This is a genomic window from Parabacteroides sp. AF14-59 (assembly GCF_003479515.1).
GTDB classification, from domain to species: Bacteria; Bacteroidota; Bacteroidia; order Bacteroidales; family Tannerellaceae; genus Parabacteroides; species Parabacteroides faecis.
This window is the reverse complement of sequence record NZ_QUHH01000034.1, coordinates 30,411-47,881: the sequence shown is the minus strand read 5'-3', so window position 1 is coordinate 47,881 and position 17,471 is coordinate 30,411. Positions and strand designations below refer to the sequence as shown.

Here is a 17,471-nt window from a genome sequence, read left to right as displayed (position 1 = left end):
TGAGTGACTGCCTATTGTTCGAATATTTATTTTTGTAAAACGCGAAATGTCATGATTTACATGATATTTCGAAAAAGTATTTATTGATGGCTTATCTGTACTGAAACACAGGTAAATATAAAGAGAACTAAAAGTACAGTATCTATGAGAAACGTTTTATTACTAATTCTAATCTGTTATACCAGCTTCGTTTCCGCTAAAGAAGGCATACAAACGGACAGAGGACCAGTGGTTGCAATAAAGACCAATATCCCTTATTGGGCTACAGCTACTTTCAATGCCGGTGTCGAATTTCGTTTAGCCCGAAAATGGACATTGGAGCTCGAGGCCGGCCTGAATCCTTTTTCCGGCAAGAATGATGATGGTAGCTACGGCAAGTCGTTGAAACATTTGCGTCTGCATCCGGAACTTCGCTATTGGTTTTGCGAAAGCTTTTACAAGAGCTTTATCGGTATTCACGTACCTTATATATTATATAATGTATCCGACATTAAATTGTTGGATACCGAAGGCGAGCGTCATCAGGGGTGGGGTACCGGTGTCGGTATCAGTTACGGATACCAATGGCTACTGTCGAAACATTGGAACCTGGAAGCTACGGTAGGCGTAGGTTATTTATACCTTGAATCGGATAAATATCCCTGTACCAATTGTGGCAGCAAGATTGAGAAAGTAAAGAAACATTATTTCGGTCCGACACAGGCTGCGGTAAGTTTTATCTATTTATTCTAAAAGAACTCCCTTATGAAACGCTTACTAACTATAACAACCATGCTATTCGGTGCCGCAACGATCCTGTCGGCTCAGGAGACTGTCTCTGGAGCCGTGCAGGAAGGCACAATTTTAGTAGAACGGAAACTGGTAGAAAAGGCCGATTCTTTTCTGATTGTGGATATGACTGTCAATATCAGTAGTATAGAGGTTGATCGCAACCGTTCAGTCGTATGTACTCCGGTGCTTCAGCGGGGAGACAGCCTACGTTTGTTGCCCCCGATCGTTATCAATGGGCGCGACCGTCATATCCTGTATGAACGGCAGGAACACGATATACGGCCGGAATCCCGTTTTGTAGTACGTCGTTATAATAAGCAGGAACAGCGGCTAGATTATCATGTTCGTCTTCCGTTCTGTAAATGGATGGAAAAGTCCGAATTTGCTTTACTAACTGACCTTTGTGGTTGTGGTTGGGAAGCCTTGCAGAACGATCGTACTGTCTTATTCCCGGTCAATTTGGCCGAACCGGTCGTATTGGCTCCACAACTGGTTTATGTGGCTCCGCAGGCCGAAGCCGTAAAAAGTCGTTCACTGGAGGGCAGTGCCTTTCTTGATTTCCCTGTCAACAAAACGGAAATCTATCCGGACTATCGTAAGAATCCACAGGAACTGAGTAAGATACGAGAGACTATCGAATCGGTGCGCAATGATAAATACGCAACGATCACTGAAGTGGATATCAAAGGATATGCTTCACCTGAAGGCGGATATGCCAATAATGCTTATCTGGCAGAGTACCGTGCTAAGGCTTTATTGGATTATGTACGTAATATGTATGACTTCGGGAATGCCCGTATGCAGGTTAATTTCGAACCGGAAGATTGGGAGGGGCTCGAACTGCGTGTCGAAGCTTCCAATCTACCGGAAAAGGAAGAAATATTAGCGATCATCCGAGCCGATGAACCGGCCGATTGGGATAAACGTGAGTGGCGATTGAAGATGCTTGCGGGCGGAATGCCTTATAAGATATTGCTACGCGATATATATCCGGCCTTGCGCCATTCGGACTACGTAGTGAAGTACACGATACGCAACTTTACGGTAGAAGAGGCGAAGGAGTTGCTTTACACTGATCCCCGGCAGTTGAGTCTGGAGGAGATGTTTCGGGTGGCACAGACCTACGAGCCGGGCAGCGACCGTTTCAAGGAAGTGTTCGAAATAGCGGTCCGCATGTATCCGGACGATCCGATATCTAACCTGAATGCTGCCAATATCGCTATCAGTGAGGGTAAACTAGGGCAGGCAAAGCGTTATCTGGCAAAGACAACCGATACACCCCAACGGCAATTGGCGGAAGCGGCTATCTGTATGCTTGAGAACGATCTGGATCGGGCAGAGAAGTTGCTCACCCCGCTTGCCGCACACGAAGATACACCGGTGGCCGAGGCTGCCCGTGGCAACCTGAAGCAGATCAAGTTGAAACGCGAAGAATAATTAAAATTAATAACGTAATTCTATAACACAATGAAAAAGAAAAACTTTTATGGCTTATGGGTGGCCGCGCTGTTAATGATGGCAGGAGGTTGCTCTGAAGAATTGGATGGAGGAGATGACATTAATGATAGGGGTGATGGCAAAGGCGAAGAGGCTTATGTGGCTGTCACTATCTCTTCACCTACGACAAAAGCTTTAACGAAGGCGAATCCTAATGGTGGTGAAAATGGGGATGGTTTTAATGATGGAACACAGGATGAAAGAAAGATCCATGATGTGACAGTGATTCTGTATGGAGATAATGACGGTGGGAGTTTAAATAGTGTAACAGATTGGAACCAAACAGTGACTGCTGAAAAAAAAATTGTCGCAGTAGGATATCATAAATTGGATAATCCTGAGATCGCTCATCCCGGAGGTAATAATCATTCAAGTGTGACAGTTAAAATAAAGTCTTTAATTCCGAATTCACTTATTGATAAGGAGTTTGGTTTGATTTGTGTGGCTAACATTGGGGAACAGTTACAGAAGGCAATTTCTGGAGAATCTGGTAAAAAGATTGAAACAGTTGGGCAGTTAGGAGATTATCTTGTTGGAAGCAAGATCGAAGACATAACAGGAGATGCTAAAGATCGTTTTGTCATGTCTACTCATACGATGAGTATTGATGGCCTGGGTACTTCCAAGGTAAGTATCAGTACAGGAAATAATGAAACGAATCCGGCTGTGACTACTGCTTTTATTGAACGTCTGGCTGCGAAGATAGAGGTAAAAAAAACAGGTGGAGATGACGGTTATACAATAACTGATACAGGAAAGGAAGATGGAAACGAAATAGGGAAAGTTTTCCTTAAGAACTTCACTATCGTCAACCAGTTACAGGCTGGTACTTATCTGTTGAAACGTGTGACGGGAATAATGGATGAACTTAACACTTCAAATGATAACGATACTTATATTGGAGATGAAACACCCACACCAAGTGGTTTGGCAACAAATTTTGTCATAGATCCATGGACACGTGGAAAAACTGGCTCTTTTAATATGATAACAAGAGCGCAGGATGAATATAATACAACTGCTGGAGAAACGAACTACGAAATTTTATACAAAAACAGTTTTACAAACCAAGAGGTTCAGGGTGCATCAGAGAAACTGTATGGTGATTTCTTTAAGGATAACGGAAATAATCATTCTATTGTTAATGCTGAACCTGTCTACACCATGGAAAATACTACCTCTAAAGCAAATCAACAGAACGGATATTCAACAGGTGCTATCTTTGAAGGGGTGTATGTTCCGAAAAGCTGGTATGTGATGTCTAATGACAGTTATAAGCTTAGTGAGCAACCTGCAGCTAATGATAATTATGGTAGTAGTGATGGAGCAACTTATTACGTTTACAATACAAAGGTTTACAATAGTCTTTGGGCTGTGTTTGCTGATTGGTTTGACGCTAATGTAGAGAGAATGTTAGATAAAGGCGACGACAAAGATCAAAAGTATAAACATTATATGGAGCTGTTTGCCACTCAGGGCCTTACATCAACGGACAAAGATGAACTAAAAGGTATAGAAGAGAGCGATCCAACAGGCTATTTAAAAGCAACATTAGATGAACAATTAATATTCAGTGAATATGAGGATAAGGAAAATCTTAATAAAATTGGGGCAGATCTCTATGAAAACGGTATCTCTGCATACCCTGACGGTAAGAACTATTATAAATATTGGATCAGGCACTCAAATAATAATGACCCTGATGTAATGGGTGTTATGGAATTCGCTATCGTTCGTAATAATATATACGACCTGACAGTTACGAAAGTTTCAGGTATGGGTGAATCTCCATTCAAACCTACTGATCCGGAAAATCCCGATGAAGGACAAGATCATTACATCAGCGTCGAAATCTACGTCAAAGACTGGGTAGTCCGTGAGAACGGTGACATCGAACTTTAACCAGTCTGTCCTGGGTGAATCAGCACTACCATACTGACCTCCCCGGCACTATAAGGCTGACCTTTATAGTACTATAGTCACCGCCTGTCCAACACTATCGTGCTACAATCTTAGTCCGGCAGGCATGAAAAAATACGTACGCTTTTGGATAAAAAGCCGTACGTATTTCCAATAACGGATCGGCAGCTTTTCCTGAATGAGTAGGCACCTGTCCCCAAATGAGTAGGCACCCATTCAAAATAGTTGCCGACCCATTTGAAACCATAGCCGGAGCGGATTTTACCGGTGGAATACCCGCCTGATACCTGCTCAGAATAAAGTTTTTACAAAAACAGCGTCACTTCATTCACCCTTGTGCACTGTTTCTTGATAATCAAACAATATAAGGGTGAATGACCCTGTCTTTCCGGCGTCACCTCGATGAATGAATAGCTTCAAATCCGGTGACGCCGAAAAAAGACAACCCTTCACCTGTGTATATATTATATATCAACAGGTAAAAGACAAAAGATGGATGGTGATTCCAATTCTGATGAAAAAGAAAATAAATCAAGTCTGCTGACTGACAACATATAAACAAGCAATTAAAACAGATCGAACATGAAACGATTTATCAAAACTTATACCCGACTAATCTCTTCACTCCTGCTGCTGGGAGCGTCTGCCTGCGATTATATTCACGACGACTCATTGCCGCCGTGTGAATTTCGCCTGCATTACGTGTACGATTATAATATGAAATTCGCCGACGCATTCCAGCATGAAGTCGATCAGGTCACCCTCTTTATCTGCGACGACCAAGGTGTTTTTCTTCAGCAGCGACAGATAGAAGGCGACGAATTGAAAACCAATGATATCCGTCTAGACCTGTCCCCCGGTACCTACCATCTTGTTTCGTGGGCGGGACTCGACGACGGTACTTACCGCCTGCCTCAGCTGACACTCGGCACCTCTTCGGTCGAAGATATACGCGTTCGTACCCTTCGTCAGCCGGACGGTACGCAACCCCTCGAACTTCATCCTCTCTGGCATAGCCTCGACACCATCGTCGTGACCGGCCTTGCCCATGAGGAGCAGACAATAGGACTGGCCAAGGACACCAACAAACTGCGCTTCGTTCTCCAAAACGTAAAAGGCGACAATATGGACGTTGACGATTTCACCTTCCGCATCATTGCCGACAACGGTTACATGGACTACGACAACTCCTTGCTGTCCGACCCGAAAATCAGCTATCTCCCTTACTATACTGAAAACGTAGAGATAGCTGCCGATCCCGATCCTGAGTCTACGGTCTCTGACCAGCTGGTTGCCGTAGCCGAAATGAACACCATGCGTCTGATGGCGGGCGAAAACTATCGCCTGATCGTACAGCATAAGGGCTGGGAAAAAGATGTGCTGAATATCAACCTCAACAATTACCTTTTGCTCACCAAAATGGAAGGCCATGACATCAGTGCCCAGGAATATCTGGATCGTCAGGATGAATATTCTATCATCTTCTTCCTGACCCCGATTACCTGTCCGGATTGCCCTGATCCTGATCCTGACCCAACGCCTGACCCTGACCCAACGCCCGATCCTGATCCTGATCCGACGCCTGACCCCGATCCTGAGCCAACCCCCGACCCAGATCCCGACCCGACACCTGATCCTGATCCGGTCATCGGTTATGCGTGCTACACCATCCAGGTAAAAGACTGGGTGATACGTTTGAATGAAACGGAGTTATAACCTATAAAGAAAGTGCATATGAAGTACCGATTAAGAAATACGTTCTTTTTCTCGCTTTTATTGGTTTTCTTATTTGCCTGTTCAAACGAAGAACCAGACGGTCTCCTGCCGGGAGACACTAAGACAGTCGACTTCCGGCTCATGCTCTCTGCCAGTCAGGAGGAAAACTCCCAAAATACAACGCAATATGAAGGTATGCGTAATATCCTTGTAGTTATTACGGATAACGATGGCAAAATATTGCAGAGAGAAGAGGAAGATTTACAATGGGAAGAGGGGAAGGAGGCTATATTAGAGGAAGGTTTTTCAATGGAAGTCCCGAAAGAAGCAGCTTATGTGTATGCTTTTTCTAATTTGAATAGTCCGTTGTTGGAGAACAAAGAACATATTCTGGAGGCGTTGGAGGTGGGGAAGACGCTGCCTGTCTCATTTGATGAGCAAGGTATTTTAAATGGTAGTATTCCTGATGCAAAAATAAAGAATGATGTTAAAATAGTAGTGGATGAGCGGAACTCTATCCCTATGTCCAGTCATCCCCACAAATTGGAGTCCGAAATGGTGGAAATACCTTTGTATCGTATGATAGCAAAGGTGAAAATGAGTATCGAGAATAAGACAGCCGGAGAGGTTGCTGTGTCGAAGATGACCTTGGAAAAGTTCCAGAATGATAGAAAGATTTATATGCTTCCTTATAAGTCTTTGGAAAATATAAAAGAAGAGGATATCCCTTTATTTCCAGATAACGATGCTACTGGATTTAGTAATGTAGATAAGATATTTTTCGAGCAAGGTGAGGAAAGTAGTTTTGAATTAGCTACGGCTGATAAAAGAGAGGCTATATTTTATGTGCATGAGTCTATGTTGGATGGACAAGATAATATCAAAGTGCAGACTACTATTCAACGACAGGAAGAAAAAGAACAGAATCTGACCGGTGTAACCCATTTTACTTATGTACGTCGTAACGACTTGTTGATCATTCCCTTGGTAATTAGTGATTACTCTTTGGAAGTGACAGTCAGCGAGCAGCGGGCTCCGATAGGAGGGTATCCTTTTACATACGAAATGTCTCTTGTACCTAGCTTGGCCTATTCGATCAAGAATTCGGGTGAGCTGACAATCAAACTGGCTTTGATACAACAGAACCTTGATGGAACCGGAGGTAGTGGCGTTCAGTTCACAACAAAGGATTGGCAGTTGACATCGGATGGAAATGATGCTATTACCTGGAAAGATAGTCAGCCGAATGAGGGGGATGAGGTCACTCAAGTGACACTAATGGTTCATAAGCAAGGTAGTGCCCAGTTGTCATTTACAGCAGTGACAGAAAACAATAAGGAAATCTCATATACAATAGAACTTATTTATAAATAAACAAAAAGTAAATATGAAAAGGTCTCAATACAATAAAATAGTACGACCGGCTTATCTCTTACATTTGTTGTTGGCAATAAGTTGTATCGCTTATGCTCAGACAAAGGAAGGGGAGTATGAGCGTGGACATATCTGGCATGAAAAGGTGGATACGGTATATGTGTATCCTGGAGAGCATACTCGTATGTTTATACAAACCAAGGCTAACGGAGGTATTTATGGCTTTTCACGTTGGATAGGATTGGGAGATGAGGCAAAGGATGAGAGCTGGTATAAGACGCATTTTACATGGTTGCCCCGAAATCCAGGTGGTTTTAAATATGACGAGAAGCTAAACTGTTATATTGCAAATGATAAGTCGACACCGGCAAGTCAGCCTCATTATCGTTATGTAGAATATATTGCGGATGACGGGCAGACAACAGATAGTTCCGGTATTATCGACTCTTTAGCCTGGGACGGAAGTGCGTGGAATGATTGGCAATGGGAGAATGGTCAGAATTATATCAACCAATTGCCGACAGCAATTAATATTCGTCGAAAGTTTATTATCAAAGATGCAAAGGCAAGATATGCGCAATTGAAAGCGGCACAGGAAGCATATCAAAAGTCGGCTGAGACAAAGGGGGATAATGATGCGCTTGTTGAAGACGGTTACTTTGAAAAATATGAAGTACATACACCTCTTCGTACTGAAAAGAATCATGGTTCGAAAGACTGGGAAACCGGTGTTAACTTCCGTTTGAAGGAGAGTCTGGCAAATTATTATGTCAAAGACTATAGTAGTGAGTCTCAGGATAGCATTCATTATCATTGTGCAAAATATGTTCGGTGGAGAGTGTTTGATGAAAATAAAAAGGCTGTAGCTTATTGTGATATAAGAGACGGTAGTACAAACAAAGATGTTCCTACAGGCGGATATGTTGTCGAGCATGAATTTCCGACTTTGGGCTGTAAATATTCTGAGTATACAGGGAAAGGCACTGATGAACCTGGAAAAAATACAAGTATTATTACCAATGCAGCTGTTTTCTATTGTATGAATTTGCAAGGCCCTATCACTAAACAAACAGCAGGAGAATCTTTAACCAGATACATTACAGCCGATGTCTCTGCCGATAAAGAGAACTGGTTTCCTGTGGCCCTGATCACTGTTAAGCTGGAGCCTTATTCGGATCCCAGAACTGCAGGGGAATTGGAACAAGCAAAGGATTATAATTATCGTAAACGGAGCCAGGACTTATTGGATGAGGATGTGAGCTATGATTTGATTGCCGAAATCAATTTCGATGATCCTGAGGTGGATGGAAATAAGGTTGTTAAGGATCCGAAAGAAAATTACAGACCGACCCGTTTGAACAAAGAATCGTCCGAATATGCATTTGCCGATTTGAGTGCTTATGATCAAAATCTGAGGACTCCCAAGTCACGTACTCTCTCCCGTTCTGAATATGTGTTGTATAAAACATTGAATGTCGCTGGTATCAGTCGTGTAGGAAAGGAAGGGTACAATGACTATTTTTGTAAAGATGGATCATATTATGTAAAGGCGTATGATCGGTTATATGAGCGTTTGGTTCTGAAGGGGGAATCGACCCCTGGTAAAATGGGGTATTTTTTATATTTGGATGCTATCGATGAGCCTGGAAGAATTGTCTCTTTACCCGTGGAAAATCAGCTTTGTAAAGGAACCAGACTTCTGGTGACGGCGTGGGTTTGCAATATGGAAGCGAAGACATCTAACAGTATTGCAGGGGATATCGGCTTTACCTTCAAGGGATTTACAAGCGACGGAGAAGTTAAGGACTTATATAAGTTTTATACCGGTTCGATGAGGCATACTCCGGCAAAGGCGACTGATCGTGAATTGCCTCTGCGTCTGGAGTGGCAGCAGGTTTGTTTCGAATTTACCATTCCTGATAATATTGATTATGAATCTTATCGGTTGGAGCTGGCTAATAACTGTCAGCACTCCGATGGTGCCGATTATGCTGTTGACGAAATCAGGGTCTATCGCTCGACTCCTAATATCAATGTGCGCCGAAAAGCTGCCTGTGATGCAAGCTCAGTCCTGCTGAGGTCTGATTATGAAATGCTGTTGTATAATCTGGGTGTGACAAAAGATGAACCGGTTTGGGGGGATGATGCGGATTTAGATGATGAATACAAAGAGCAATATATACTGCTTCGTCTTGGGCTTAGTGGCTTAGATGATGATACTGATGGTCTGAAGAAAAGTGACTATTTTAAAAATCTGTATTTCTCTTTCCTGGAAGATTTTCATGTAACCCCGGTTACAAGAAGTGTGGATGATGGTACGCATAAATGGTTGGAATTGGATTATAATGGAAATGGTCATTTAGGGCGTTTCGGACGTGTTATTGTGCCGACAAAAGAAGAGTATATTCCGGCAAGTCAGGAAGATGCGAAAGAAATGGCTGCAAATTTGAATCTGGAAGCATTGAAAGAGTACAAGGAAAATTATTCAGCATTAAAACAATTAGCAGAGCAAAATATTATAGACTTACATGATGCAAAAGATCCTGATTCATATAAAGTAAACGACTTAGAAACAGCTTATCAACTATTTGCTGATTTGGGACTGGCTCCTATCAGTTGTGCCTGGAAAGTTTCCACAGAAGGCAATGACGCCGATACCGGGTATATTTTTCTGGCTGATATCAAGACAGCCCGTGAAGGGCAAGATACGGATGGTGGTGATAAGTTAGTTCCGGGAACAGAATACTACGCGATGTTGATTAATGGCTCTCAACAAGATGTTTCCGACGGGAGTAATGCCGATCCGCATTCTCCTTGTGCATTGATTGCTCCGTTTTCAGTGCTGCCTCCGCTTCGTCTTGTTATCAATGGAGAGTCGGATTATACCCAAAGTGGATATTGTTTTAACAATCCAGTGCATATCGATGCTACTTTGCAGGCATCTAAGCCGGATGGTGGAGTTATTCATTTTGAACCGGAGAATTATTGTTTTGATTGGTATTTTTTCCATGAAGATGAAGCTTCTGGTGATAATGATACCGATGGTGAGGGGAATGACAAAGGGGATGCAGAGACTGGAAATGGAAATCTTTGGCCGGATGAAGTAGAACTTTTGTTTGCTGACTTAAAACTATTCAGGGAAGATTTGAACAAAGATGTAAGTGGTGAACCCAAGAAAGGGAATGTTGAAGATTTGAAAGCATGGAATCCGGGGTCAGATAACTTGAAGTTTATAAAGGAAAAGTTGATAGGTTTAGTGGAGAAAGGATCTTTGCTATTATCTGTCCATAGTCCGGAATTTACGTTGACTGAAGAGAATCGAATATTTTATGTTTTGCCTTTTACGGTAGACGAACAGGAATTAAAGGAAGAAATAGAATCTGTGACAGGTAGCTCGAATGCGTTACTCTGTTTGGAGCCTCAAAAAGTAGAGCTTGAAGCAACGACGAAGGCTCCTGTGATGAAACTTGGGCTTACCGACATACAGTATCCGGAGGATATGTCGGAAGTACCTTTACGTATTGGTCTGGAACAGATTAAAGAGTGTAGACGGGATGAATCATCTTTCTTAAAGGCTTCTCTGCAAATACCGGTGCGCCATATTGAATTGACAGATAATTCAAACGCAGATCACTTGGGTATTTCGTCGGTAGATTTGAAAGATTCCGTTTTGCTATACAAAATAAATGGTGATGTCGTTGAGGAACTTCCGATTGTCGCGGTGCTTACAGATATGAAAGCAAAGAGGGATGGAAGCGATAATTATATTCGTTTAAATTTCTTGCCGGATTTTGAGCCGCTCGAGGGGTATATCTATACTTTGATGATTCATTTCGAAGAGAGGACGATAGACAATAATCGTATAGAGACTTGTGACGGTATCGTGTATCTTCCGCTTAAAATAGTTCCTAAATATTTGACATGGATCAGTGACGGAACTTCCCGTAACTGGAATAACGATGCTTTGTGGAGGCGTTCGAACAAAAAAGAACTTTATATGGGTAGCGAAGAAGACGCTGATGCAAACTCGGATGGCCTGAACCGGAATGATTTGGAGTATGCTTTTGCTCCGATGAACTTTTCATACGTGACAATACTTAAGCCTGAAAACAGTTCATGGTTGTATAAATTGACGGCAAAGGGAAGTAGTGATCAGTCATTGAATATGATACCGGAGGATAATTCTGACAGAATTGGAGATGCGACTGATCGCATAGAATATGATATGATGACACCGGAAGAGGTTGATGATGGTGTGTATGCAGCAGTAGCTTTTAATGGAAACCGTTGTAAAGAAATTTACTTTAAGCCTGGAGCAACATTGATGAGGCAGGATTACTTGACTTACAAGAAGGCAAGAGTTGAGTTTGAGATGGTGAAGAACCAGAAATATTTCTTGTCATCCCCTTTGCAGGGGGTGATAGCTGGTGATATGTATGCATGGAAAAGTTCTGCAAAACAGGAAACTGTGGCTTTTAGTAATATAGATTGGGAAGGAGGAAGCTACAATCGTTTTAATCCTGCTTTCTATCAGAAAACATGGGATCATAGTGCTAAGATGTATTTGAAAGATGAGGAGGATAAAAGCTATGACGCTGTTGCCTCCAATTGGAGTGTAGAATATAATGATGTTTCAGTCCCTTATGAACCGGGTACCGGTTTTTACGGGAGTGTGGAGAATTTTAATAATGATATGGCTTTGGTTCGTTTGCCTAAAGATGATGAAACTTATGATTATTACGAATATGGTGGAACCAGTGGTAAAGGCGATACGTATTTTATTCCTCAGGGTATTCAGGATAAACGTGGTAGATTAGGTTTCGATATGGGAGTAACGGAGTTAGAAGCTGAAGTCATAAATGCTACCAACGGCTACTTCTTCTTTGTAGGCAATCCGTTTATGACCTATTTGAATATGGAAAAGTTTTTTGAAGGAAATCGAGAGTTGATTAGAACTTACTGGACGGAATATGACGCATTTGTATTAAACAAAGATAACGAAACGGTAAGTACAGACGGTAGTACTGGCGGTTTTCTGAAACCCATGCAAGGCTTCTTTGTTCGAAAACAGGATGCAGTTGAGGCGAAATCCCTTACTGTCACTTTTACTCCGGAAATGATGTCGGCAGATAATAATACCTCGCTTTCAACCCGTTCATCCGAAGGAGAAACTTTCCCGACTCTTTACATCTCAGCCAAACGGAATGACGAATGTAGTTCTATTTCCATTGTCAAACGGGAACAGGCTGATACCGACTACCGCATCGGCGAGGATGCAGCCGTATTATTGGATACGGACGAAAAACAGCATCCTGCTCTGTACAGCGTAGCCGGAAATCAGGCGGTGGTTATCAATCAAACGTCGGTTATTACCAACATCCCGCTGGGCATTTACAGCGATAACGCAGAAGATGTAACCCTCACTTTCGAGGGCATCGAGCAGTTCGACAGTCCGCTTTACCTTTATGATGCCCTGCTGGATCAAAGTATCCGGCTGGATGCCCTGAACACACAGGTAACTGTTCCCGGTTCTACGCATGGCCGCTATTTCCTGAACAGTGGAAAAGAGGGGCTACAGGCAGAAAGCGATATTGCCATCTATTCTCCGGTAGCCGGTGAAATTGTAGTTGCCACCTCTTCCTCTGACAGACTGAAGACGGTACGGGTATATGATCTTTCCGGCAGATTACAACTCAGTCTCCAGTCAATAAACGAACCGGTCAAACGCCTCTATCTGACAGGAGGCGTCTATGTCGTAAAGGTCTCAACCGAAAAGGGAGATGTGAAAAGCAGCAAAGTGATCGTGAAATAGTAAAGTAAATAGAGATAAAAAATCCCTTTTGTAATCGATTTTGTAGTGTATAATCGATTGCAAAAGGGATTTTTATTATTGTTGTTTTATAGGTTTCAGAGTGAGTTTATTAAACCGTCTCCAAAGCAATACCCCCAACGTCGTCAGACTTATCGGAAACCCGCACCAGATACCGATCGCTCCCCAGTCAAAGATAAATCCGCAAATATACCCGATCGGCAACGCCAGCCCGAAGTGGCAGATAAAAGCGCAGTAAGCCATATATTTCACGTCCGAAATACCACGCAAAGCATTGGCGAACAATATCTGTAATCCGTCGCCGAACTGGTACAGAACAACCGACCAGGACAACAAAGCCACCATTGCCACCACTTCATGCTCCGGAGTAAACAAATATCCCATATTCTTATGGAATAACATAATAAATGAAACGAACAGGACAGCAACCCCCATGATCAGATGCAGTCCGGCAAAAGAAGCCTGACGAATATTCAGCCAGTCGCTATACCCTTTAAAAACACTGACCCGTATCGTAACTGCCGCAGCTATCCCGTAGTAAACCATAAACCCAAGCGTAGTAATAACACCCAATACCTGATGAGCGGCTAATGCCGTACTTCCTAACCATCCCATCATAATAACACTCAGGCTGAACGACCCTGTTTCAACTCCCATCAACAGTCCTACCGGAAAACCTAAACGTATCAGTTTAGAGAGATTCAGCCGGTTGACAACCCCATTTTTGAACCCCACTAAAAACTCCTTATACTTTTCCCTTCGGGTAAATAAAATATAGAAAACGATAAAAGTCAGGATACGGCTGACGAGCGTAGAAATACCGGCCCCTGTCAGTCCCAGTTCGGGAATGCCGCATTTACCATAGATAAGGAAATAATTACCTATAATATTCAGCACATTCGCCCCCAGCATGATCCACATCGGCGTGACCGTATCGGTCGTACCGTCGCTGAACTGTTTGAACGAATTGAACAGCATGGCAAATATTACCGAGAATAGTTGCAGGATATAATAAGGAACGATATACGGCATCAACTCTTCCGGCTGCTTTAATATATCGATATTCAGTAAAAGCAGAAGCATCAGGCAACTCAACAGGACCCCGACGATGAAATTGATAAAAAGACTGTTCTTCAGTGTCTCACCGGCCTGGCGATATTCTTTGTTGGCATGCAGCCCGCCGATAATAGGAGTGAGGCCGTATGAAAAACCCATTCCGAAAATAAAAGCCAGGTTGAAGAAGTTATTGACGAATGAGGCGGCGGCGAGTTCGGCTGTACTGTGATGCCCCACCATAATGTTATCGGCAAACCCGACAATAATAATGCCCAGCTGTCCCAACATGATCGGGACACCCAGGCGTATTGTTTCTTTATAATGTTCTTTATAAGCAGAGAATTGTATCATTCAATGATTTCAACTGATTCGATAACCACATTTTCCAGCGGACGGTCCTGTCGGTTGGTCTTGACATTTTGGATGGCATCCACTACGTCCAGTCCTTCTACCACTTCGCCATAAACCGTATATTCATTATCCAGGAAAGGAACACCGCCGATTGTTTTGTAAGCTTCGCGTTGTTCCGGAGTCAGCTTGGCTTCCTCTTTACGTTTTTCCGCTTCCAGTTCGGTTTTACCTACCAGGGTATCGCGGATGATAGCCAGTTCCGCTTTGTCTCCGCTCTGGTAAGCCGCCTTGATCTTTGCTGCATTTTCTTTTTGCAGGCGGGCGAAAATAGATTGTTTCAGACGGCCTTCTTTTTGTTTCTCCATCTGATCCAGTTCGGCATCTTTGTAGACTTTACCGGTTACGATATAGAACTGGGATGCAGAAGATTCTCTTTCGGGATTCACCTCATCGCCGGTACGGGCAGCAGAGAGTGCACCTTTTTTATGGAAATATTTCGGATAAACGAACTCGGCAGGAACCGTATAGCCCAGGTCGCCGGCACCAAGCTGTTTGTTCATCGGAGCATCTTTGGATGTGACGTCGCCTCCCTGGATCATGAAATCCTTGATCACACGGTGGAAAAGCAGGCCGTTGTAAGTTCCGTCCTCTACCAGCTTGATAAAGTTATCTCGATGTTTCGGTGTTTCGTTGTATAGTTTCAGTTTGATGTTACCCAGGCTGGTTTTCATCAACACCTGTGTCTCGTTTGTTTGCGTTTCCATTCTTAATTTCGTTTAATGATTATTTATCGACAACTTTCATTGTCTTGATCTTTATATTCTTTAACGGCCTGTCGTCTTCATTTGTTTCGACAAATTGGATTTTATCGACAACTTTCATACCTTTTATGACTTCACCGAAGACTGTGTACTTGTTATCCAGGTGCGGAGCACCACCTTCCAGCATGTAAGCCTGACGCTCTTCCGGAGTGAATGTCCTGTTTTCGGCCTTTTCCATCTTATCCAGTTCCATTTCCGTATAGAACTTTCCGGTGACGATATAGAACTGCGTTCCGGATGAGGCACGTTCCGGATTTTCATCGTCGCTGGTACGGGCAGCGCATAACATGCCGCGTTTATGGAAATATTTCGGATAGACGATCTCTGCAGGGATGGTATAACCCGGATCTCCGTCGCCGAGATGCTGTTCGATAGGAGCATCTTTCGAGTTGATGTCACCTCCTTGTACCATGAATTGTTTGATCACACGATGGAAAAGTAATCCGTCGTAACGGTGTTCTTTCACATTTTTGATAAAATTATCCCTGTGTTGTGGAGTATCGTTAAATAACTTCACTTTGATCTTTCCCATATCGGTATCGATCAGGACAAGTGTCTCAACTTCCTGCGCTTGCAAATGAAAGGATGACAATATTCCAATAAGGAGTAAACCTATAGCAAACAGCTTTTTCATCTTCGTTTTATTTTGTTATTAAGGCAACAAAAATAGTTACTTTTAGTCGTTAACGCAACCTTTTAACACAACCTTTTCATGCAATGCTTGTTCCTTACTGGTAAAACGTCTAAACAAAACACATTTATGAAAGCATTTGTTAAAGGAGCAGCCTTACTGCTCGGGTTAGGTCTACTGTCTACCCATGCCCAGGCTCAGAAAGTGATCATCAAGGATGAGGAGCCGAATTCAATCCTGTTCATATCCCGTGACAAGGCGGGCGATGAGATTATCCGGATACTGAACGAAACCCAGAATCAGCGTTTCCACGAACCGGGTATTCCCCGTTTCCTGCTGACCGACCGCAAAGGCCGTTTCGCCCTGGGTATCGGCGGATATGTAAAGGCAACAGCCGAATACGACTTCGGCGGTATTTCCAAGGATATTGATTTCTACCCTGCACTGATCCCCAACAAAGGTGCGTCACACGTAAGAAACCAGTTCCAGATGGATGCAACGACCAGTACGGTCTTCCTGAAGTTGGTAGGGCATACCAAACATTTAGGTGACTTCGTAGTCTATACCGCCGGTAATTTCCGCGGTGACGGTAAAGGGTTTGAGTTGAGAAATGCTTATGCATCTTTACTGGGTTTCACACTCGGATACGACTACGGTTCGTTTATGGACCTGTCGGCTATTCCTCCGACGATCGACTTTGCCGGACCGAACGGGATGGCTATCTATCATGCAACGCAGTTCCGTTATGAACGTGCCTTCGGAAAAGGATGGAAAGCCGGTATCGGTGTGGAAATGCCGGTTGTGGACGGGATCACCAATGACAAGCTGAGTATCGGTTCACAACGTATGCCGAATTTCCCGGCTTATCTGCAATACGGATGGAACTCAAAAAGTCATCTGCGTGCGGCCGCTATCGTCAGAAGTATGACCTATGATAACCTGGTAGCCAATAAAGCCGAATCGGAAACCGGTTGGGGTGTTTTACTCTCCACGACTTTCAATGTCTGCAGCAAAGTGCAGGTGTACGGACAAGGTGTTTACGGAAAAGGTATCAGCCAGTACATGAACGACCTGAGTAACCTCAATGTGGATATTGTTCCCGATCCGGCCAAATCCGGCCACATGCAGGTGCTTCCGATGATGGGCTGGTATGCCGGTTTGCAGTACAATATCACTCCGAAAGTATTTGTTTCAAGTACTTACAGCCAGTCCCGCCTGTACAGTGACAACGATTACCCTGTCACTCCTTCCGAACAATACCGTTACGGCCAGTATCTGGTGGCAAACCTGTTCTGGAATATAACGCCCGACCTGCAGGTGGGTGCCGAATACCTGAGAGGATGGCGTACGGATTTCAACGATCAGACACGCCATGCCAACCGGATGAATCTGGCAGTACAGTATAGTTTCTAAAAGATTAAGTATATAAAAAGTTACTGAATGGGAATCTTGTCATCGCGTTTTAAGCGCAGGGTGACAAGATTTTCTTGTTATAATTGTTAAT

The 17,471-nt window shown here is 43.3% G+C and carries 10 protein-coding genes; 7 read left to right on the top strand and 3 right to left on the bottom strand.

What is annotated here, in order from left to right; genetic code table 11:
• Nucleotides 1–144 precede the first annotated feature (144 nt).
• The 6 genes from DWW23_RS24375 (at nt 145) to DWW23_RS24350 (ending at nt 13,090) form a co-directional block, all read left to right on the top strand.
• Nucleotides 145–732: a DUF3575 domain-containing protein gene (locus DWW23_RS24375; protein WP_122357017.1), complete on the top strand. Its 588-nt coding sequence runs from the start codon at nt 145–147 to the stop codon at nt 730–732.
• Between the two features lie 12 nt (nt 733–744).
• The gene (locus DWW23_RS24370) at nt 745–2,208 is read left to right on the top strand and encodes a DUF3868 domain-containing protein (protein ID WP_122357015.1); all 1,464 of its coding nucleotides are present in this window, start codon (nt 745–747) and stop codon (nt 2,206–2,208) included.
• A 30-nt stretch (nt 2,209–2,238) separates the two neighbouring features.
• Nucleotides 2,239–4,170, top strand: coding sequence for an Mfa1 family fimbria major subunit (locus DWW23_RS24365; RefSeq protein WP_122357013.1), 1,932 nt, complete (start codon nt 2,239–2,241; stop codon nt 4,168–4,170).
• A gap of 600 nt (nt 4,171–4,770) precedes the next feature.
• The gene (locus tag DWW23_RS24360; RefSeq protein ID WP_122357011.1) at nt 4,771–5,904 is read left to right on the top strand and encodes a FimB/Mfa2 family fimbrial subunit; all 1,134 of its coding nucleotides are present in this window, start codon (nt 4,771–4,773) and stop codon (nt 5,902–5,904) included.
• Between the two features lie 18 nt (nt 5,905–5,922).
• Nucleotides 5,923–7,278 carry a hypothetical protein gene (locus DWW23_RS24355; protein WP_122357009.1) on the top strand — a complete coding sequence of 452 codons (1,356 nt, stop codon included), beginning with the start codon at nt 5,923–5,925 and terminating at the stop codon, nt 7,276–7,278.
• A 13-nt stretch (nt 7,279–7,291) separates the two neighbouring features.
• Nucleotides 7,292–13,090: a T9SS type A sorting domain-containing protein gene (locus tag DWW23_RS24350; protein ID WP_122357007.1), complete on the top strand. Its 5,799-nt coding sequence runs from the start codon at nt 7,292–7,294 to the stop codon at nt 13,088–13,090.
• 75 nt (nt 13,091–13,165) lie between these two features.
• On the opposite strand, the gene DWW23_RS24345 is transcribed toward DWW23_RS24350, so the two are convergent.
• Genes DWW23_RS24345 through DWW23_RS24335 form a run of 3 tightly spaced genes read right to left on the bottom strand, consistent with a single transcriptional unit; the run spans nt 13,166 to nt 15,970 of the window.
• The gene (locus tag DWW23_RS24345; RefSeq protein WP_122357005.1) at nt 13,166–14,515 is read right to left on the bottom strand and encodes an MATE family efflux transporter; all 1,350 of its coding nucleotides are present in this window, start codon (nt 14,513–14,515) and stop codon (nt 13,166–13,168) included.
• Nucleotides 14,512–15,279 (bottom strand): peptidylprolyl isomerase, encoded by a 768-nt coding sequence (locus tag DWW23_RS24340; protein WP_122357003.1) that lies wholly within the window; start codon nt 15,277–15,279, stop codon nt 14,512–14,514. The genes DWW23_RS24345 and DWW23_RS24340 overlap by 4 nt, the downstream gene beginning before the upstream one ends.
• A gap of 19 nt (nt 15,280–15,298) precedes the next feature.
• Nucleotides 15,299–15,970, bottom strand: a complete 672-nt coding sequence (locus tag DWW23_RS24335) for a peptidylprolyl isomerase (protein WP_122357001.1) — start codon at nt 15,968–15,970, stop codon at nt 15,299–15,301.
• 126 nt (nt 15,971–16,096) lie between these two features.
• On the opposite strand from DWW23_RS24335, the gene DWW23_RS24330 reads away from it, so the two are divergent.
• The gene (locus DWW23_RS24330) at nt 16,097–17,380 is read left to right on the top strand and encodes a DcaP family trimeric outer membrane transporter (RefSeq protein ID WP_122356999.1); all 1,284 of its coding nucleotides are present in this window, start codon (nt 16,097–16,099) and stop codon (nt 17,378–17,380) included.
• The last annotated feature ends 91 nt before the right edge of the window (nt 17,381–17,471 follow it).